This is a genomic window from Synechococcus sp. MIT S9509, assembly GCF_047303035.1.
In the GTDB taxonomy this organism is placed as follows: Bacteria; Cyanobacteriota; Cyanobacteriia; order PCC-6307; family Cyanobiaceae; genus Synechococcus_C.
Genome location: NZ_CP138940.1, coordinates 900,213 through 913,616, shown reverse-complemented (window position 1 = coordinate 913,616; position 13,404 = coordinate 900,213). Strand labels below are relative to the sequence as shown.

The window sequence follows — 13,404 nt, the reverse complement described above, 5'->3', positions numbered from 1 at the left end:
CCAGCGATTCCTGAAGCCAGTTGCTTTTCAACTAAAGTACCAACGTGCTTCATGCAGTTGCTGGCTATGTAGTGGTTCATAAGTTGTGCCACCTGGTTCATCCCAACCACTCCAAGAACTTCTGGGCGTTTGTGGAGAGATTTGATCCTGCTTTCAGGCAGCACAGGGATTGGTTGAAACTGAAGGGGCGGGGACTGCTCTGACCTTCTACCATTTATTATCTGGTTCGCGCGAGCATGCCATGAGTAAACCTGATGAACTAGCGAACAGATGAGCTTTGCAAGAGTGGGACTTTGTTAGTGGTCTGGAAAGGATCACAGGTTCTCGGGTCTGTATGACCTGTCAGCACTTCACCTTTGTGACCGATCAGGACTGCCGAATTCTGCTGACTTGCGGTTATCAGCAACGCCTCGTGCCTCACGGAGAGCGCCTGATCATGAAGTGCCGCAGCCGGATGGCCCGCAAGGAGTTGGAGATCGGTTGGTGCCCGAAGGTGTTGTGATGGCAGAGGGATGGTTGACCGCAACTAATGCAGAATGCCGGACCTACAGGTTTCACAGGGACGACAAGTTCTGGACCGGGTCTGGACACGAAAAAACAGATCTCACCGGGTTCAAATCTCATCTCATCTGCCGAGCGTCTTGATGATGCAGTGTCTGAGTCTCTTTTGTGCACTCGGATCGTCCTGCTTCTTGGCTTCTGGGCACTCGGTCAGGCCGGTCGTGGGCCCCAGTGCGGGTCATCCTTCCCGGAACCCCACGGTTGATGACTAATGGGAAGTATTCCTGCTGATTCTCTGCGCTGCAGCGGGTCTGCTGAGTTCCGGGTGGTTTTATCTCGGGAACTTCGTTTTTCTCGGTTTTTACTGCGGGAACTTCGCCGGGAACTTCAGAAATCTCTTTCTCTGATTGAGATCTCTCTGAATTACTTCCCACCAGGAAATCAGCCTTTAACCGCTGAATGAGCGCCGGAGCGAGGCTGTAGTGACCACAGCGAGGTCTCACGAGCTGAGGGTTACCGACCATTGCTCCAACCGTGTTGTCCACGCCTTGGTTGATTTGCAATGGCGCACTCAAAAATCATTCAGCAATCCCTTGCGGCTGATGGATTCCATGCCGCGCCGATACGCCCTCCACATCTCATCGATGACGGCCTCACGGCAGTTGGCGACGACCTCAACATCACAGGCAAGCAGCAACTTTCCAGCCTCACGGTCGAGGTTGAAGGTGAGCGTTCAGTAGTGATCTACAACAGCTGCAGGATCCTTTTTGAACGTCGCCCTGATGCCTGTCTGACGCTCGTCAGGGTCTAGGGCTTTGGCGAACGACACCACGATGGTGGGGTCTTCGCTTCAACTTTTGGCACCGCTGTGGGTGCTTTCCTTGATGCCGTCGTGATTCAGCAGAACAATGCCGCATCCGAGTGGTTGGCAGACGGTCTCGCGAAGGCATCGCAGGAGTTTACGGTTCGGAAGATTGTGTTCATGGGTCCAGCCAGACGCGCTCGTGATGCTCTTCACGCTGTCGGTAAATACCGCGGCGATGCCCTCCTCCTTAGTGAAGGATCTGAGCTTGATGACTCCATTGATGTCGGCACACCAAGAAGCCAGACCCTGGCCTGGCTCATGAGCCCAGACAAAGATCCGCTGGTCAGGATGGCCATGCTTCAGAACCGGGTTATCCGGATCGATGCCGAGGTCGTCACAGGCTTTCTTGAGCGGCTCGAGTCCTGCGTCGGTCGCGATGAACAGGACCTTCCCAGGCTCGCCAGCATCGCTGCGTTTCAGGAATGGTTTGCAAAGCGCAATTGACCACGCGGGGGCCAGTACTGTCGTGGTCTTGCCGGAGCCGTACGGGCGTGTACCAATGGGCAACGTAACCTTTTGCTATCCATCCGTCTATTAGGTGAGGTGTTTAGTCCTCCCTAAATCCACACAGCGGTGTGAAGGGTTCACGACCGACCTCTGCATCGGTCAGACGCTTGAACAGCCCCCATGAGATCTTTTCGTCAGAGAGCTTGAACAGCTGTTTCAGCTTCCGACGGCTGTCCGTCTCCGCGTAGATGTTGCCCGCCTTGATTGCAGTAAGCGTTGCTTCGACAAGATACAAATAGGTTGGCTCGCCGTTTCCAGGTGAATCGAAAGGGCACCTGTCCAAGACCCCTCCAATTATGTGTTCGATGCTGGCACCTTCATCTATCTAGTTGGCAACATCGAGCCCGCCAGCTTCTGGCATCGCACAGTTCCACTCAGCGGTTCCGGGGTAGGGCAGGTGCCAACGGCAACCTGGATAGGCAGCCGAGACTTGGGGAGCGAACTTCATCCCGCACCGGTCCTGATCCGGGACAACAACGACTCTGGTCGAGTCGAAGAGGCCACCATCTCGATCGCCGTCGAGGTCATTACAACCCCTGAGGGTGGTAACAGCAATCAAGCCGAGGCTGCGTGAGGCATCGGCGCACGGCTCACCCTCGGGAATGAAGACGTAAGGCTCACCATCTTCAAGGGCCTGCTTCGCATCATGGAAGCCGTAGGGCACAATTCGATCCGCAACCTCCTTTGAGTTACAGCCCTCAACCAGGCTTGTCTGCCAGGAATTGCGATTGTCTTGGCCATCTTCGAAGCGATGTACTGCCAGTATTAGTATTTGGTTGCCCACCGGATAGCAGTAAATTCAGATCCGCTTTCCCCTCGGGCGATTCGGTTTTACTGGCAGGTTGGGCTGTGGGTTTGGTGGACTTTCTCGCCGCAAAACCATGCGGTACATTCGATTCAACCTGCCGATTAACTTGCAGGTTGTGACCCGGGGGGCGAGCTGGAGAAATGATCTCGCGGATGGCCCGCTTGCCCGCCTCAGTGCTGTAACACTCGCACCCGTAGGCCTCCCACTTCCCTTTTGTGACGTGGACCTTGAAGTTGGGCGTACCACAGTTCGGGCACTTGAAGCTGTGATCGCCTTAGGGATGGTTCCTGCCGCCATCGTGTTCGAGCTGATCAATGAACTGCTGGATGTTGTAGGTCATGCCCATCCGTCCAGAACAACTGTGGACTTGGCAGATACGCAAATGGATTTCTGTCTTACGCAAACGGTTCGACCAGAGTTATCGGCCTTTTTTTGAGACAGAACACCAGGCCAAGCGACCTGACGGATGTCCCACATTGAGATCGTGTCTCAATCTAAGAATTGGACTTGTTGACAACTATTCCTTACACCTACCTTGGGGTTAAAATATTCATCTCGGAGGATGGATCTGTTGAGCTTGCGCGTCATTTCTTTTGGATCTATCTGATGGCAATTGCTCAGAACGTATTGGCAAAGAGAACGCTTTAGAACCTTAAAGATGGATGGTCACACTGACAGTCTCACTTTAAATCACTGGAGACGATAGATAGCGCTTTGATTCATATCATCGATCAAGGTACTCCAATAAAACTTATGATTTGAGCTGAAATATTTTGAAGCAATTGTCCTCAATTAGGCTCAATCAGCTGGATGGGTAAAGCCATCTGTAGCCGGGCAGCTTTTAGGAATCTCGCCACGCCGCCTCGTGCAGATGTATGACAACGGTGAGCTGCACCAAGCCTGCGCAAAGCGGATCAACAACAGCACCCAGCGCCGCCGCCTTTTGTCCGATTTGGAGCTAGTTCAGAAAAGCATGGGACGGCCACTCCTGGCTTAGCTCTCTGAGGCTGGTTTCATGATGATCACATCTTCATCTCCACTATCAGCATCACGCTTGATAACGAGTTTCAAAGGGCAAGCGTTACGTTCGAGATCTCGGCGATTGAACTTGCGCCCGTACTTAACAGAATCCTTGTGTGCCTGACTCTTGGCGCCAGAAGGATCTTTTTCCCAAAATTTGCCTCGTGGTGTCCTCCAACCTTCCGTTACATCAATTCCATATCGATTCACCCAGTCTTCAAGGAAGGGACTGATTCAGCTTTTCAAAGAGGTACCGCGATCGGTTTGCCAATAACAGCGGACTTTTGCCGCAATGGGTCGGCCTTCCGTTCTTCAAAGAATTGCGTCTTCAGCCGTTCGATGCAGGATGCAAAGGACTCCACCTCCTCGCAGCGTTGGCGTCTTTTTGGTGTATTCCATTTGTGCCAGTCGAAGGTTTTCCCATTCCGCCAATCCAGAGATGTCCGAGTTCAAGTCGATCGCAAGAGCCTCTGCTTTTTCGATGCCTTGCGCGGTGTAATCCACCTCGACCTTGATGTATCTCCTCCTTGGTCGAGCTTGAACTCCTCCAGGATGTGCAGGGAGTGTTGCTCGGAGGTGCAACGTGTGGTGACGAGCAGTTGGAACGACTACCCGGACATGGCGCTTTGCTGCCTTCAGACGGTCATTCACCGTCGCGAGCTGCTGCTCTAAAGCCAGTTCGTGTCCGGCAGATATTACCAAAAAGTGTGGGAGTTTCTGTGGCCATTATGCACACAATCGAGCGTTCAGAAGAGCTAGTTAGTACATTGGATATTGCTGAAAAAGCTATTCAGAACTGTATTTCTCTAAATCTCCTGTTGCGGGGTGGAAGCGTGTTCTAAGTCCAGCGGTCCATGATTTTCTTCACCACAACCTGCTCCATCCCCACCTGAAGCACCACAATAAGTGGCAGCGCCAGCAACACCCCAGGCAGCCCCAGCAGAGCTCCAAGGCTCAGCTGGGAGGTGAGTGCCACCGTGGGCAGCAGATTCACGGTTCGCCGGAGCAGCAGCGGTGTGAGCACGAAGGCTTCAATGTTCTGCAGAGCCAGCCGCAGCAGCAGCACCTGAAGCATTGCTCCAGGAGAGATCATCAGGGCCAGGCTGAGAGGAAGCAGGGTCGCAGCTGTCGGTCCGATCGTCGGAACGAAAGTCAGCAGACCGCAGACCAGGGCTGAAAGCAGGGCCAGTGGAATGCGGAGAATCGCCAGGCCTGCCCAAGTGCAGAGAAATATCGCCAGGGCGGACAGGGTCATGCCGGCCAGCCAGCCGCCCAGGGCGGTGCGGCACTGGTCCAGCAGTTCCTCCATCGATGCCCGGGCCGGTCGCGGTGTCGCGGCGACCACCATGCCTCTGTGCGCTGACGGGTCCAGGGCAAGGAGCACTGCCAGCAGGCTCATCAGCAGCACCTGAACCAGGCCGTTGGCAGCTCCTCCGGCCACGCCGAGCAACTGAAATCCGAAAGGTTGGATTCGCTCCCAGCTGAATTGTTCGGGCAGAGTTCGCGCCAGTTCTCCAAGCAATGGCTGATTGAACAGCAATGCCTGAACCTGGCTGAACAGCGCAGGCAACAGGGTTGTGAGCTGTTCGAACTGGTTGATCAGCTGAGGCAGCAGCAGCTGCATGACCAGCAGTCCTCCGATGATTCCGATCAGCAGCACCGCCAGCAGTGCGATCGGACGGGGCAATCGGTAGCGATCGATCAAATAGTGCACAGGCACATCAAGCGCCACGGCCAGGACCACCGCACCGAACAGGACCAACAGCACCCAGCGCAGCTGCCAGGTCAGCAGAGCCAGCACCACAAGGGTGAGAGCTGCCAGCAGGTTGCTTGGGTTCATGCGGGAGCGCGACGCTTCTTCCAGGGATCCAAGACGTCGTGGATCACGATCTCCCTGATCAGCACCTGCATCACCACGGCCAGAGGAAGTGCCATCAACAGACCTAGCGGTCCAAACATCACAGTGAAGATGAACTGGGCAGTGAGTGTGAGGCCTGGCAACAGGTTGACCTGGTGCTGCATCACTGAGGGTGTGATCACATAGCTCTCAAAGTGCTGGATCACCACGTAGAGACCCAGAACGGCAACCGCTTTCCAGGGGGCGTCAAGCAGTGCCACCGCCATGGGGAATACGGTGCTGAGGGTGGGCCCCACATTGGGAATGACATTGAGTAGGCCAGCAAGCAAGGCGTTGGCCATCACCAGTTTCACGCCCAGCAAAGACAGGCCAATTCCTGCAAGTAAGCCAACGCACAGCGAGCTGATCAGCACACCGATCATCCAGCTGCTGAGGGCTTCCCCACACTGAAAAAGGATGCCTCGGGCACGCCTTCTGTAGAAAGAGGGCACTAACTGAAGCCCAACGTTTCGATAGGAGTCGGGCTGAATCGACACCATCAGGGCTACAGCGAACACGAACACCAGCTGGACGAGTCCGCTGCCGAGATTGCTGGCGAGACCCAGTAATCCCTTGATGCCACCACTCACTCCGGACGCCAGGGCAGTGCTGTTCGGGATCGATGAAAGATCGCCCGGTGCGAACTGAGAACCCTCTTCAGCTGAACCGCCTGCTCCGTAGACCAGCGACGAGGCCTGGTTGATCCACCCCATCACCAGTTGCTGAAGCTCGCGGGCCGCAGCAGGCAGCTCCTGCAGCAGCTGTTGAAACTCACTGAAAAACGGTGGAATGATCACTGCCACGGCAATCATCACGACCAACCCCAGACCGAGAAGGCAGATGATCAGCGCCAGCGGTCTCTGAATGGCCCATCGGCTGCGCAGGGCTCCCACAAGGGTGCAGATCGCCATAGCGAGCACCACTGCGGCGAAGAAATGGATCAGAACCTCACGGAGACTCCAGAGCAACAGCCCGGATGTCAGCAACGCCGCAAGTCCGAGCCAGTGCTGAAATTTCAACCGTCGCTCCCTTCCTCGCTGGAATCATTGTCGCCGGAGTTCTGCGAATAACCCATGCCGTTCGCATCCGCATAACGTTGCGCAAAACGCATGAAGCGTTCGAAATCCGCCTCGCTCTTCCACGTGTAAGTCGCTTCCAGAGCGAAAGGCTTGCCGTTCACGAACCGTCCATTCACTTCACGGGTGACCATTTCACCCTCTTCGTCCACCATCCACATGCCGGCGATCGCTTCCATCGTTTCGGGTGCGAGTGCCTGCGGTTCTTCGAAAACAAACTTGGCCTGCCCGGTGCGACCGTCGCGGCTGCGGGTCATGCGGATGTCGGGAACAACCGGCTCGTCAGTGCCACGGAAGAACTGAATCGCCGCCTTGTCACCTTCTGCCATGGTTCATCCGCTTTGAGTTGTGGATCTTAGTTGGAGATCCCAGGGATGACGTGCCCCTGTTCCAGAAGCAGTCTGGCTGCCTGCCTGCTGTCGAGTCCTTCGAGATTCACCGAGTCCCTCGCCGGTGAACGCGCAAGCTCCCTGTCGTAGCAGCTGTCGTAGTAGTCGAGCATCGCTTCACAGGCAGCAGCCCAGTTTTTGGAATCAATGGCTTCCAGCGCCTGCCGGGTGCGTTGAGGGCCAAGCCGTTTCTGAATCCGTTCGGTGGCTTCCCGCAGTTCGGCCTGCTCATGACAGGAATAGACCTCGACGAGTCGCTCCACCCGTTCCCTGTCACTGCGCTGGATTTCCAGAACCGGAGACCTCTGCATCTGATCAAATAATCCTTTGGGGATCCTGCAGCGGCCCACCTGGATGCTTTCAGCTTCCACCCAGATCCCCTGTACTCCCTGCTGGCGCAAAGCTTCCAGGCATTCCGCCAGCCTGTTTTCATAGTGCTCGCTGGTCGGTTGCGGCGGCAGCCCCAGATTGCCGAAACTGCTTCCGCGGTGACTGGCGAGACCCTCAAGATCGATCACGCCGACACCCTGTTGGTGGAGTTCCTGAAGCAGGTCTGTTTTGCCAGTGCCTGTTCTGCCGCCGAGCACCCGCAACGGCCAGGGCTGGTCAAAGAGATCCAGAACCCATCGGCGATAGGTTTTGTACCCCCCCTCCAGCACCATCACGGGGTGATCGCTCAGGCCAGCCAGCCAGCCCATGCTGTTGGATCGCATACCCCCTCGCCAGCAATAGATCCTCAGAGGATTTGCCGGCCCAGCGGCTGCGGTCGACAGTGCAACGGACAAGTCGGCCAGTACGGGACCACAGAGCTTCAATCCGAGTTGGATTGCTTTAAGCCGACCTTCCTGCTTGTAGTTCAGGCCCACCTGATGACGCTGCTCATCGTTGAACAGGGGGATGTTCACAGCCCCTGGCCAGTGCCCCTGAGCGTATTCGGAAGCTGTTCTCACATCCACAATGGTCCCTTTCGCAGTGCGGAAGCTTTCGAGACCGGTCAAGGTGCTGTTGCCCATGCCTGACATAGTGGGCCAATGCTGAGCAAGTCTGTGCCGGCAACTCACCATGCTTTCCGGACGACCTCCCACCAAACAACTCGGCATTGATCAGCTGCTGGATCGACTGGTTTCGGGATCAGCCCGGCAGAAGCGTTCCACTGCTTCATTGCTTGAACAGGTTGCAGAACAACTTTCAGCTCAGGCCGGTTCTGCCCTGCAGGCTTATTCACCGGAGGGGGATGACTGGGGTGCGGGCTGGATTCTGCAGATCCTCCAGCGCCACCATCCCGAAGCTCTTGAAACCATCCCAGGCGTCAGTGGCGGTTGGTTCCAGATGCCCTCGTCCTGCGGAATCGATTATGCGGATCTCCAGCTTGCATTACTCCGGGAGGAATTCGAGGAGGCTGATCGCCTCACCAGTTGCGCCCTGAGACAACTGGCTGGTGACCAGGCGGTGCAACGGGGATATGTGTATTTCAGCGAAGTCCCCCCCATGGAAGCCCTGGATCTGACCACCATCGACAGGCTCTGGATCGCCTACTCCCAGGGACGCTTCGGATTCACAGTTCAAGCTCGATTGCTCAGTGCACTCGGCGGCCGTTACGACAGGCTCTGGCCAAGGATCGGCTGGAAAAAAGATGGTGTCTGGACCCGTTATCCCGGAAGTTTCCAGTGGAGCATGGACGCGCCTGAGGGGCACATGCCGTTGGTGAACCAACTGAGGGGAGTCCGTCTGATGGACGCTCTTCTCCAGCATCCCGGACTGGCGAGCAGGTCCTGAAACCTGTTGGTTCCTCTGGCAGAACGTCTGCAGGCCGGTAAGGTCGAAAAGGATGAAACAGTGCTGATGTTCAGCCGATTTCTACCTTCGTTCCGGTGGGCTGATTTCATCCTTCCGTCAACGTTACAGCTCAGTCCCCTGATGGAACTGTTGCTGGAGCCTGTTGACTGCAACGAGACGTCCTGTCGTCTGCAACTGGGTCTTCAGGAAGCACTGGTCAATGCCGTGCGTCACGGCAACGCCGGAGACCCTCGGAAATGTCTGCGAATCCGCCGTATCCTCACACCGAACTGGTTGATCTGGCAGATCCAGGATGAGGGCTGCGGTCTGTCAAGGGATGCACGACAGGGATGTCTGCCTGATCAGGTTGATGCCAATCAAGGGCGAGGCCTGTTTCTGATGCATCAGTGTTTCGATGACATTCGCTGGAGCCGCCGCGGCAACAGGGTGCAGCTGGCCTGTCGCCGGCCTTGATGCCGATTGAGACCTTTCAGTGATGTGGACAGCCGGGGTCCTTGAGCTCTCCTCTGATCCAGCCGAGGGCCTGCTGGGTCAGCGCTTCCACATCATCATTGCGTCCGTTCTGAATCAGCTGCGCCAGCGCCGCCGCCAGAAGCTCGGCGCCGCGTCGATCCGGATCGGATTTGAGTCTGTGCCAGTCACGATCACTGATGCTGAGGTTCTGATGCAGAGTCAAAACCTGCTCAATCGCCTGTTCTGGCCATTTCTTCGCGGACACGTTGGCGTTGAATCAGCTGGGTCTCCCTATCCTGACCCGTGTGATTGCTGGTGGCGGTGAACAGGCAGCTTCGCAGTCGAGGAGGTTTGCATGGACTGCGTTCTCTCCTTCGTTATCAGCCCAGATCCTGGGAGGGGCAGGATCGTCGCTCGCTTCGACGCGTTCAGCAGCGCCGCCTGCTTCGTCAGCTTTTAGAAGCGGATCCTGAAGCTCTCAACTGGCTGATCACACCTGAACGGGGTCAGCGGTTCTGGAGAGCCCTTCGCTGGGGTGGTCCGGCTCTCCTGCTCGGCTGGTGGCTGGCCCGCTGAATCAGGCCGCCACTGCAGGGCTGTCGACCACCACCAGCGAATCCGGTGCATCCTGGAGACGGTCTTCCGGCTGAAACTGACCTTCGGAAGGAGAGGGAAGGTTCTGACCTTTGATCCAGGCCTGGTAAAGGGCTCGCCGGCGGCGGTCTTCGGCAAGCACAAGACGGTCAGCGGCAGCTGTCGGACTTTCGCCGGAATTCAGCGCCGTTCGCAGGCAGATCCCAAATCCGTGCGCTTCAACCTGCACCTTGCCTTCCATGAACACGATCTGAAAGGTCCATCCCCGCAACCAGCGGATCCGAAAAGGATTCGACATGGACGGAGTCCCTGAGTGCCTGCACCATATGGGGTTGCCCGGCCCCTGCAAGCATCTATGTCAGGGAATCACTGTGTTGAGAGATCTAATTTTTGATGGCTGTCCACACCCTGGTCATGAAATGAGATTCGGCGTATACATCACTGAAGCCAGCATCTTCGAGACGCTGGTCAATGTCATCACTGATGAAATTGCGGTAGTAAGGCTCGTGAAACACGCGCCTGAAATTGTCCAAGGCAACATCGAACTGGGGCGAATCCTTCAGCTGCACTGAATCCGCCAAAACCAGAACGCCTCCTGGTTCGAGCAGGCGGTAACAGTCCTGCAGCACGGCTTGCCGAGCCTCAGCAGGCAGTTCATGAAACAGAAACACGCAGGTGATCGCCTGGAAGCCGGCGTCGTCAAAGGGCATCCGTTCGGCATTTCCCTGAACCAGCTGCACGAGCGGTTTGTTGGATTGGTTCAACCATCGATTGGCCTGGCGCAGATAGGCCTCGGAAAGATCCACTCCCACGAGTGTGGCCTGTGGCAGTACGGCTCGGATCTGGTGCAGCGTCCTGCCCGTTCCGGTAGCCACATCAAGAATACGCAGGCTTCCCTGTGGACGGTCTGCAAATCTGTTCAGGCCTTTTCTCAGGGAAGGCAGAACTCGGCGGCGCATTGCATCTGCAGCTCCGTTGAAGAGGATGTCGACCTGAAGGTCGTACAGCTCGGCGGAGTGATCGCTGAGATAACCATCAGTTTGATGGTGAAAATTCTGGAGGTAGTAATCCGGATAGAGATCGCGATTGGCCTGTTCAGGAATGTCCTTGACATCCCTTGCACGCCTTCTGGCCCAGTTGGAGGGAAGGTCCAGCCAAACACGTGGATAACGTTCAGCCCATTCCAGCCAGGGGATATCAAACAGCAGAGATTGTGGGTAAACGCCGGATTCAGAGTCCTGCCAATCGCGTTCGTGCAGCGCATCCAGCGACTGGCGCAGGGCGTCCATCATTTCGCTGGGAACAGGCAGCGTTTTGGGCACAACATCAGGCGCCATCACTTCCATCACCTTGGAGCTCAGTTCCTTGTGTACGAGGCCGGCGAGGCTGCGGCCCTGTTGCATGGTCCGATAAGCGATTTCAGTGAAACTGGGCGCCATGAAAAGGATTGAGATCCAAGCTGGCCTATTCCAATCGATCGCGCCCCCTGCTGTGGACATCGATCGCATTGACCGGGAAAGTTATGTGAAGCTACCTTTAAAACGGTAGCCGTTGCTATAGAATTAACCCAGGTAATCAGGAGCTCTCGATGGCCGTTGAGATCACCACCGCCGGAACCATGGCGTCGTATTCGGGCAATGTGCTGGAGCGCAGGCAGAGAGCGGCGGCTGAATATCTGGCATGGGCCGAGAGCCATGCTCACGATGTGCTCAGAAAGCAGGCTGCGCATGCCCAGGTTGAGGGTCATCCTGATCGCCTTGATCAACGCAGCGCTTTTGCGCAGCAACAGGTGTGTGCTCGCCGGCGACTGCATGCCAAGCAACTGCACGACAGTGCCCTGGTTCAGTTGAGGCACGGCTGAAGTGCCGCAGGCCTTGAGGTGATGCACCAGGGGCACAAAAAAAGGAGCCGAAGCTCCTTTGAAAGCATTGGAGCATCGAACTCCTGAACAATCAGGCGTCGTAGTACATCACGAACTCGTGGGGATGGGGCCGCTGACGCAGCTGCTGCACTTCCTCGTATTTCAGGTCGATCCAGTTGTCGATGAAGTCCTTGCTGAAGACACCGCCTTCCAGCAGGTAATGGTGATCGGCGTTGAGAGCCTCCAGTGCTCCGTTGAGGGAAGCCGGCACGGTGGCGATTTTCTTCAGTTCATCCGCGGCCAGTTCGAACAGGTCAACGTCCACTCCATCGCCGGGGTCGATCTGGTTCTTGATGCCGTCAATGCCGGCCATCATCATTGCGCTGAAGGCAAGGTAGGGATTGGCCAGTGCATCACCTGAGCGGAATTCAAGCCGCTTCGCTTTAGGGCTCGGGCCGGTGAGAGGAATACGCACGGCTGCGGAGCGGTTTCCTTCGGAATACACCAGATTCACCGGTGCTTCGAAACCTGGAACCAGTCGCTTGTAACTGTTGGTGGTGGGGTTGGTGAAAGCAAGGAATGACGGCGCGTGCTTGAGGATGCCGCCGATGTACCAGCGAGCGGTCTGAGAGAGGTTCGCGTAGGTCCCTTCCCCAAAGAAGAGGGGCTGACCGGATTTCCAGAGACTCTGGTGGACGTGCATGCCCGATCCGTTGTCATTGAAGACCGGCTTCGGCATGAAGGTGGCTGTCTTGCCGTACTTCTTGGCAACGTTGCGCACGATGTACTTGTACGTCATCACGTTGTCAGCGGCCTCAATCAGTTCGGCAAATTTCATGCCCAGCTCGTGCTGACCGGCACCAGCAACCTCGTGGTGATGTTTCTCGATGGGGATGCCCAGCTGCGCCATCATCAGCAGCATTTCCGAGCGGATGTCCTGGGCGGTGTCGTTCGGGGCGACGGGGAAGTACCCTTCCTTCTCCTGAATCTTGTAGGCAAGGTTGCCGCCTTCCTCGATCCGGCCTGTGTTCCAGCCGGCTTCGATGGTGTCAACGATGTAGAACGAGCCTCCTTCCGCGGAGTTGTACCGCACATCATCGAACAGGAAAAATTCCGGTTCCGGGCCGAAAAACGCCGTGTCGGCAAGCCCCGTGCTGGCAAGGTAAGCCAGTGCCTTCTGAGCAAGAGCCCTGGGGCAGCGGTCGTAGGGGTCGCCTGTGCGGGGATCCTGAATCGAGCAGATCATGCTCAGGGTTTTGTGCCTGTAGAAGGGGTCGATCCAGGCCGTTGCAGGATCGGGCACCATGGCCATGTCTGAGGCATTGATCGCCTTCCAGCCGCGGATGGATGAACCATCGAAAGCCAGTCCCTCCGTGAAGGATTCAGGTTCAATGAGGTCCTGGCAGACAGTGAGGTGCTGCCACTTGCCGTGCAGGTCCGTGAACTTGAGGTCGATCAGCTCGATCCCTTCATCCTTGATCTGACGAAGCACGTCCTGCGCGGTTTTGGCCATGGCTGGGAGTGGATCCCGTAAATCGCGTCGACCGTAGATATCGATCCGCAGCTGTTTTGTATCAACGGGCACCTTTTTGCCTTCCGTCTCGTTTACGGCACCTGTGCAGCCTCTAGGTAACCG

General features: G+C 56.6%; 21 protein-coding genes. 10 read left to right on the top strand and 11 right to left on the bottom strand.

Annotation, left to right across the window (positions count from 1 at the left end; genetic code table 11):
* Window positions 1-44 precede the first annotated feature (44 nt).
* The 4 genes from SIB73_RS05120 (at window position 45) to SIB73_RS05105 (ending at window position 1,810) form a co-directional block, all read left to right on the top strand.
* Window positions 45-203, top strand: a complete 159-nt coding sequence (locus tag SIB73_RS05120) for a M48 family metallopeptidase (protein ID WP_413439731.1) — start codon at window positions 45-47, stop codon at window positions 201-203.
* 131 nt (window positions 204-334) lie between these two features.
* Complete coding sequence (locus SIB73_RS05115; RefSeq protein WP_413402403.1) at window positions 335-502, top strand: galactose oxidase; 168 nt, start codon at window positions 335-337, stop codon at window positions 500-502.
* Between the two features lie 561 nt (window positions 503-1,063).
* On the top strand, window positions 1,064-1,312 hold the full coding sequence (locus SIB73_RS05110; protein ID WP_413402404.1) for a hypothetical protein: 249 nt from the start codon (window positions 1,064-1,066) through the stop codon (window positions 1,310-1,312).
* Window positions 1,313-1,369: 57 nt separating this feature from the next.
* A complete protein-coding gene (locus SIB73_RS05105) occupies window positions 1,370-1,810 on the top strand; it encodes a hypothetical protein (protein WP_413402405.1) in 441 nt (146 codons plus the stop codon).
* A gap of 103 nt (window positions 1,811-1,913) precedes the next feature.
* On the opposite strand, the gene SIB73_RS05100 is transcribed toward SIB73_RS05105, so the two are convergent.
* A complete protein-coding gene (locus SIB73_RS05100) occupies window positions 1,914-2,156 on the bottom strand; it encodes a hypothetical protein (RefSeq protein WP_413439730.1) in 243 nt (80 codons plus the stop codon).
* A gap of 42 nt (window positions 2,157-2,198) precedes the next feature.
* A complete protein-coding gene (locus SIB73_RS05095; RefSeq protein ID WP_413439729.1) occupies window positions 2,199-2,657 on the bottom strand; it encodes a hypothetical protein in 459 nt (152 codons plus the stop codon).
* A 304-nt stretch (window positions 2,658-2,961) separates the two neighbouring features.
* Here SIB73_RS05095 and SIB73_RS05090 point away from each other — a divergent pair, with 304 nt between their 5' ends.
* Window positions 2,962-3,117: a hypothetical protein gene (locus SIB73_RS05090; protein WP_413402408.1), complete on the top strand. Its 156-nt coding sequence runs from the start codon at window positions 2,962-2,964 to the stop codon at window positions 3,115-3,117.
* Window positions 3,118-4,013: 896 nt separating this feature from the next.
* Here the strand turns inward: SIB73_RS05090 and SIB73_RS05085 are convergent.
* Window positions 4,014-4,205: a hypothetical protein gene (locus tag SIB73_RS05085; RefSeq protein ID WP_413402410.1), complete on the bottom strand. Its 192-nt coding sequence runs from the start codon at window positions 4,203-4,205 to the stop codon at window positions 4,014-4,016.
* Between the two features lie 33 nt (window positions 4,206-4,238).
* On the opposite strand from SIB73_RS05085, the gene SIB73_RS05080 reads away from it, so the two are divergent.
* A complete protein-coding gene (locus tag SIB73_RS05080; protein WP_413402411.1) occupies window positions 4,239-4,373 on the top strand; it encodes a hypothetical protein in 135 nt (44 codons plus the stop codon).
* A gap of 166 nt (window positions 4,374-4,539) precedes the next feature.
* Here SIB73_RS05080 and SIB73_RS05075 read toward each other — a convergent pair whose 3' ends face one another.
* The 4 genes from SIB73_RS05075 to mnmH are packed head-to-tail and all read right to left on the bottom strand — an operon-like array spanning window position 4,540 to window position 8,085.
* A complete protein-coding gene (locus tag SIB73_RS05075; RefSeq protein ID WP_413402413.1) occupies window positions 4,540-5,541 on the bottom strand; it encodes an AI-2E family transporter in 1,002 nt (333 codons plus the stop codon).
* Complete coding sequence (locus SIB73_RS05070) at window positions 5,538-6,617, bottom strand: AI-2E family transporter (RefSeq protein ID WP_413402415.1); 1,080 nt, start codon at window positions 6,615-6,617, stop codon at window positions 5,538-5,540. The genes SIB73_RS05075 and SIB73_RS05070 overlap by 4 nt, the downstream gene beginning before the upstream one ends.
* A complete protein-coding gene (psb28, locus tag SIB73_RS05065) occupies window positions 6,614-7,003 on the bottom strand; it encodes a photosystem II reaction center protein Psb28 (RefSeq protein ID WP_413402417.1) in 390 nt (129 codons plus the stop codon). The genes SIB73_RS05070 and psb28 overlap by 4 nt, the downstream gene beginning before the upstream one ends.
* A 26-nt stretch (window positions 7,004-7,029) precedes the next feature.
* Entirely contained in the window at window positions 7,030-8,085 is a 1,056-nt protein-coding gene (gene mnmH, locus SIB73_RS05060) for a tRNA 2-selenouridine(34) synthase MnmH (protein ID WP_413406401.1), read from the bottom strand.
* Between the two features lie 40 nt (window positions 8,086-8,125).
* On the opposite strand from mnmH, the gene SIB73_RS05055 reads away from it, so the two are divergent.
* Together SIB73_RS05055 and SIB73_RS05050 are read left to right on the top strand one after the other, a co-directional pair.
* Complete coding sequence (locus SIB73_RS05055) at window positions 8,126-8,839, top strand: GUN4 domain-containing protein (protein ID WP_413402419.1); 714 nt, start codon at window positions 8,126-8,128, stop codon at window positions 8,837-8,839.
* 66 nt (window positions 8,840-8,905) lie between these two features.
* Complete coding sequence (locus tag SIB73_RS05050; protein ID WP_413406403.1) at window positions 8,906-9,313, top strand: ATP-binding protein; 408 nt, start codon at window positions 8,906-8,908, stop codon at window positions 9,311-9,313.
* Between the two features lie 16 nt (window positions 9,314-9,329).
* Here the strand turns inward: SIB73_RS05050 and SIB73_RS05045 are convergent, their stop codons facing one another.
* On the bottom strand, window positions 9,330-9,578 hold the full coding sequence (locus SIB73_RS05045) for a DUF6439 family protein (protein ID WP_413402421.1): 249 nt from the start codon (window positions 9,576-9,578) through the stop codon (window positions 9,330-9,332).
* Between the two features lie 50 nt (window positions 9,579-9,628).
* On the opposite strand from SIB73_RS05045, the gene SIB73_RS05040 reads away from it, so the two are divergent.
* Window positions 9,629-9,889 (top strand): hypothetical protein, encoded by a 261-nt coding sequence (locus SIB73_RS05040; protein ID WP_413402422.1) that lies wholly within the window; start codon window positions 9,629-9,631, stop codon window positions 9,887-9,889.
* A gap of 1 nt (window position 9,890) precedes the next feature.
* Here the strand turns inward: SIB73_RS05040 and SIB73_RS05035 are convergent, their stop codons facing one another.
* Both SIB73_RS05035 and SIB73_RS05030 read right to left on the bottom strand, forming a co-directional pair.
* Entirely contained in the window at window positions 9,891-10,205 is a 315-nt protein-coding gene (locus SIB73_RS05035) for a copper-binding protein (RefSeq protein ID WP_413402424.1), read from the bottom strand.
* 85 nt (window positions 10,206-10,290) lie between these two features.
* Window positions 10,291-11,346, bottom strand: coding sequence for a class I SAM-dependent methyltransferase (locus SIB73_RS05030; protein WP_413402425.1), 1,056 nt, complete (start codon window positions 11,344-11,346; stop codon window positions 10,291-10,293).
* A 149-nt stretch (window positions 11,347-11,495) separates the two neighbouring features.
* Here SIB73_RS05030 and SIB73_RS05025 point away from each other — a divergent pair, with 149 nt between their 5' ends.
* Window positions 11,496-11,768, top strand: a complete 273-nt coding sequence (locus SIB73_RS05025) for a hypothetical protein (protein ID WP_413402427.1) — start codon at window positions 11,496-11,498, stop codon at window positions 11,766-11,768.
* Window positions 11,769-11,859: 91 nt separating this feature from the next.
* On the opposite strand, the gene glnA is transcribed toward SIB73_RS05025, so the two are convergent.
* Complete coding sequence (gene glnA, locus SIB73_RS05020) at window positions 11,860-13,281, bottom strand: type I glutamate--ammonia ligase (RefSeq protein ID WP_413402429.1); 1,422 nt, start codon at window positions 13,279-13,281, stop codon at window positions 11,860-11,862.
* Window positions 13,282-13,404 lie beyond the last annotated feature (123 nt).

Excerpts from the sequence above, each read along its gene's own strand:
- SIB73_RS05050 (WP_413406403.1), top strand. The coding sequence starts at position 8,906 with ATGTTCAGCCGATTTCTACCTTCGTTCCGGTGGGCTGATTTCATCCTT.
- SIB73_RS05055 (WP_413402419.1), top strand. The coding sequence starts at position 8,126 with ATGCTTTCCGGACGACCTCCCACCAAACAACTCGGCATTGATCAGCTG.
- SIB73_RS05075 (WP_413402413.1), bottom strand. The coding sequence starts at position 5,541 with ATGAACCCAAGCAACCTGCTGGCAGCTCTCACCCTTGTGGTGCTGGCT.
- glnA (WP_413402429.1), bottom strand. The coding sequence starts at position 13,281 with ATGGCCAAAACCGCGCAGGACGTGCTTCGTCAGATCAAGGATGAAGGG.
- SIB73_RS05090 (WP_413402408.1), top strand. The coding sequence starts at position 2,962 with ATGGTTCCTGCCGCCATCGTGTTCGAGCTGATCAATGAACTGCTGGAT.
- mnmH (WP_413406401.1), bottom strand. The coding sequence starts at position 8,085 with ATGTCAGGCATGGGCAACAGCACCTTGACCGGTCTCGAAAGCTTCCGC.
- psb28 (WP_413402417.1), bottom strand. The coding sequence starts at position 7,003 with ATGGCAGAAGGTGACAAGGCGGCGATTCAGTTCTTCCGTGGCACTGAC.
- SIB73_RS05030 (WP_413402425.1), bottom strand. The coding sequence starts at position 11,346 with ATGGCGCCCAGTTTCACTGAAATCGCTTATCGGACCATGCAACAGGGC.
- SIB73_RS05115 (WP_413402403.1), top strand. The coding sequence starts at position 335 with ATGACCTGTCAGCACTTCACCTTTGTGACCGATCAGGACTGCCGAATT.
- SIB73_RS05110 (WP_413402404.1), top strand. The coding sequence starts at position 1,064 with ATGGCGCACTCAAAAATCATTCAGCAATCCCTTGCGGCTGATGGATTC.
- SIB73_RS05035 (WP_413402424.1), bottom strand. The coding sequence starts at position 10,205 with ATGTCGAATCCTTTTCGGATCCGCTGGTTGCGGGGATGGACCTTTCAG.
- SIB73_RS05025 (WP_413402427.1), top strand. The coding sequence starts at position 11,496 with ATGGCCGTTGAGATCACCACCGCCGGAACCATGGCGTCGTATTCGGGC.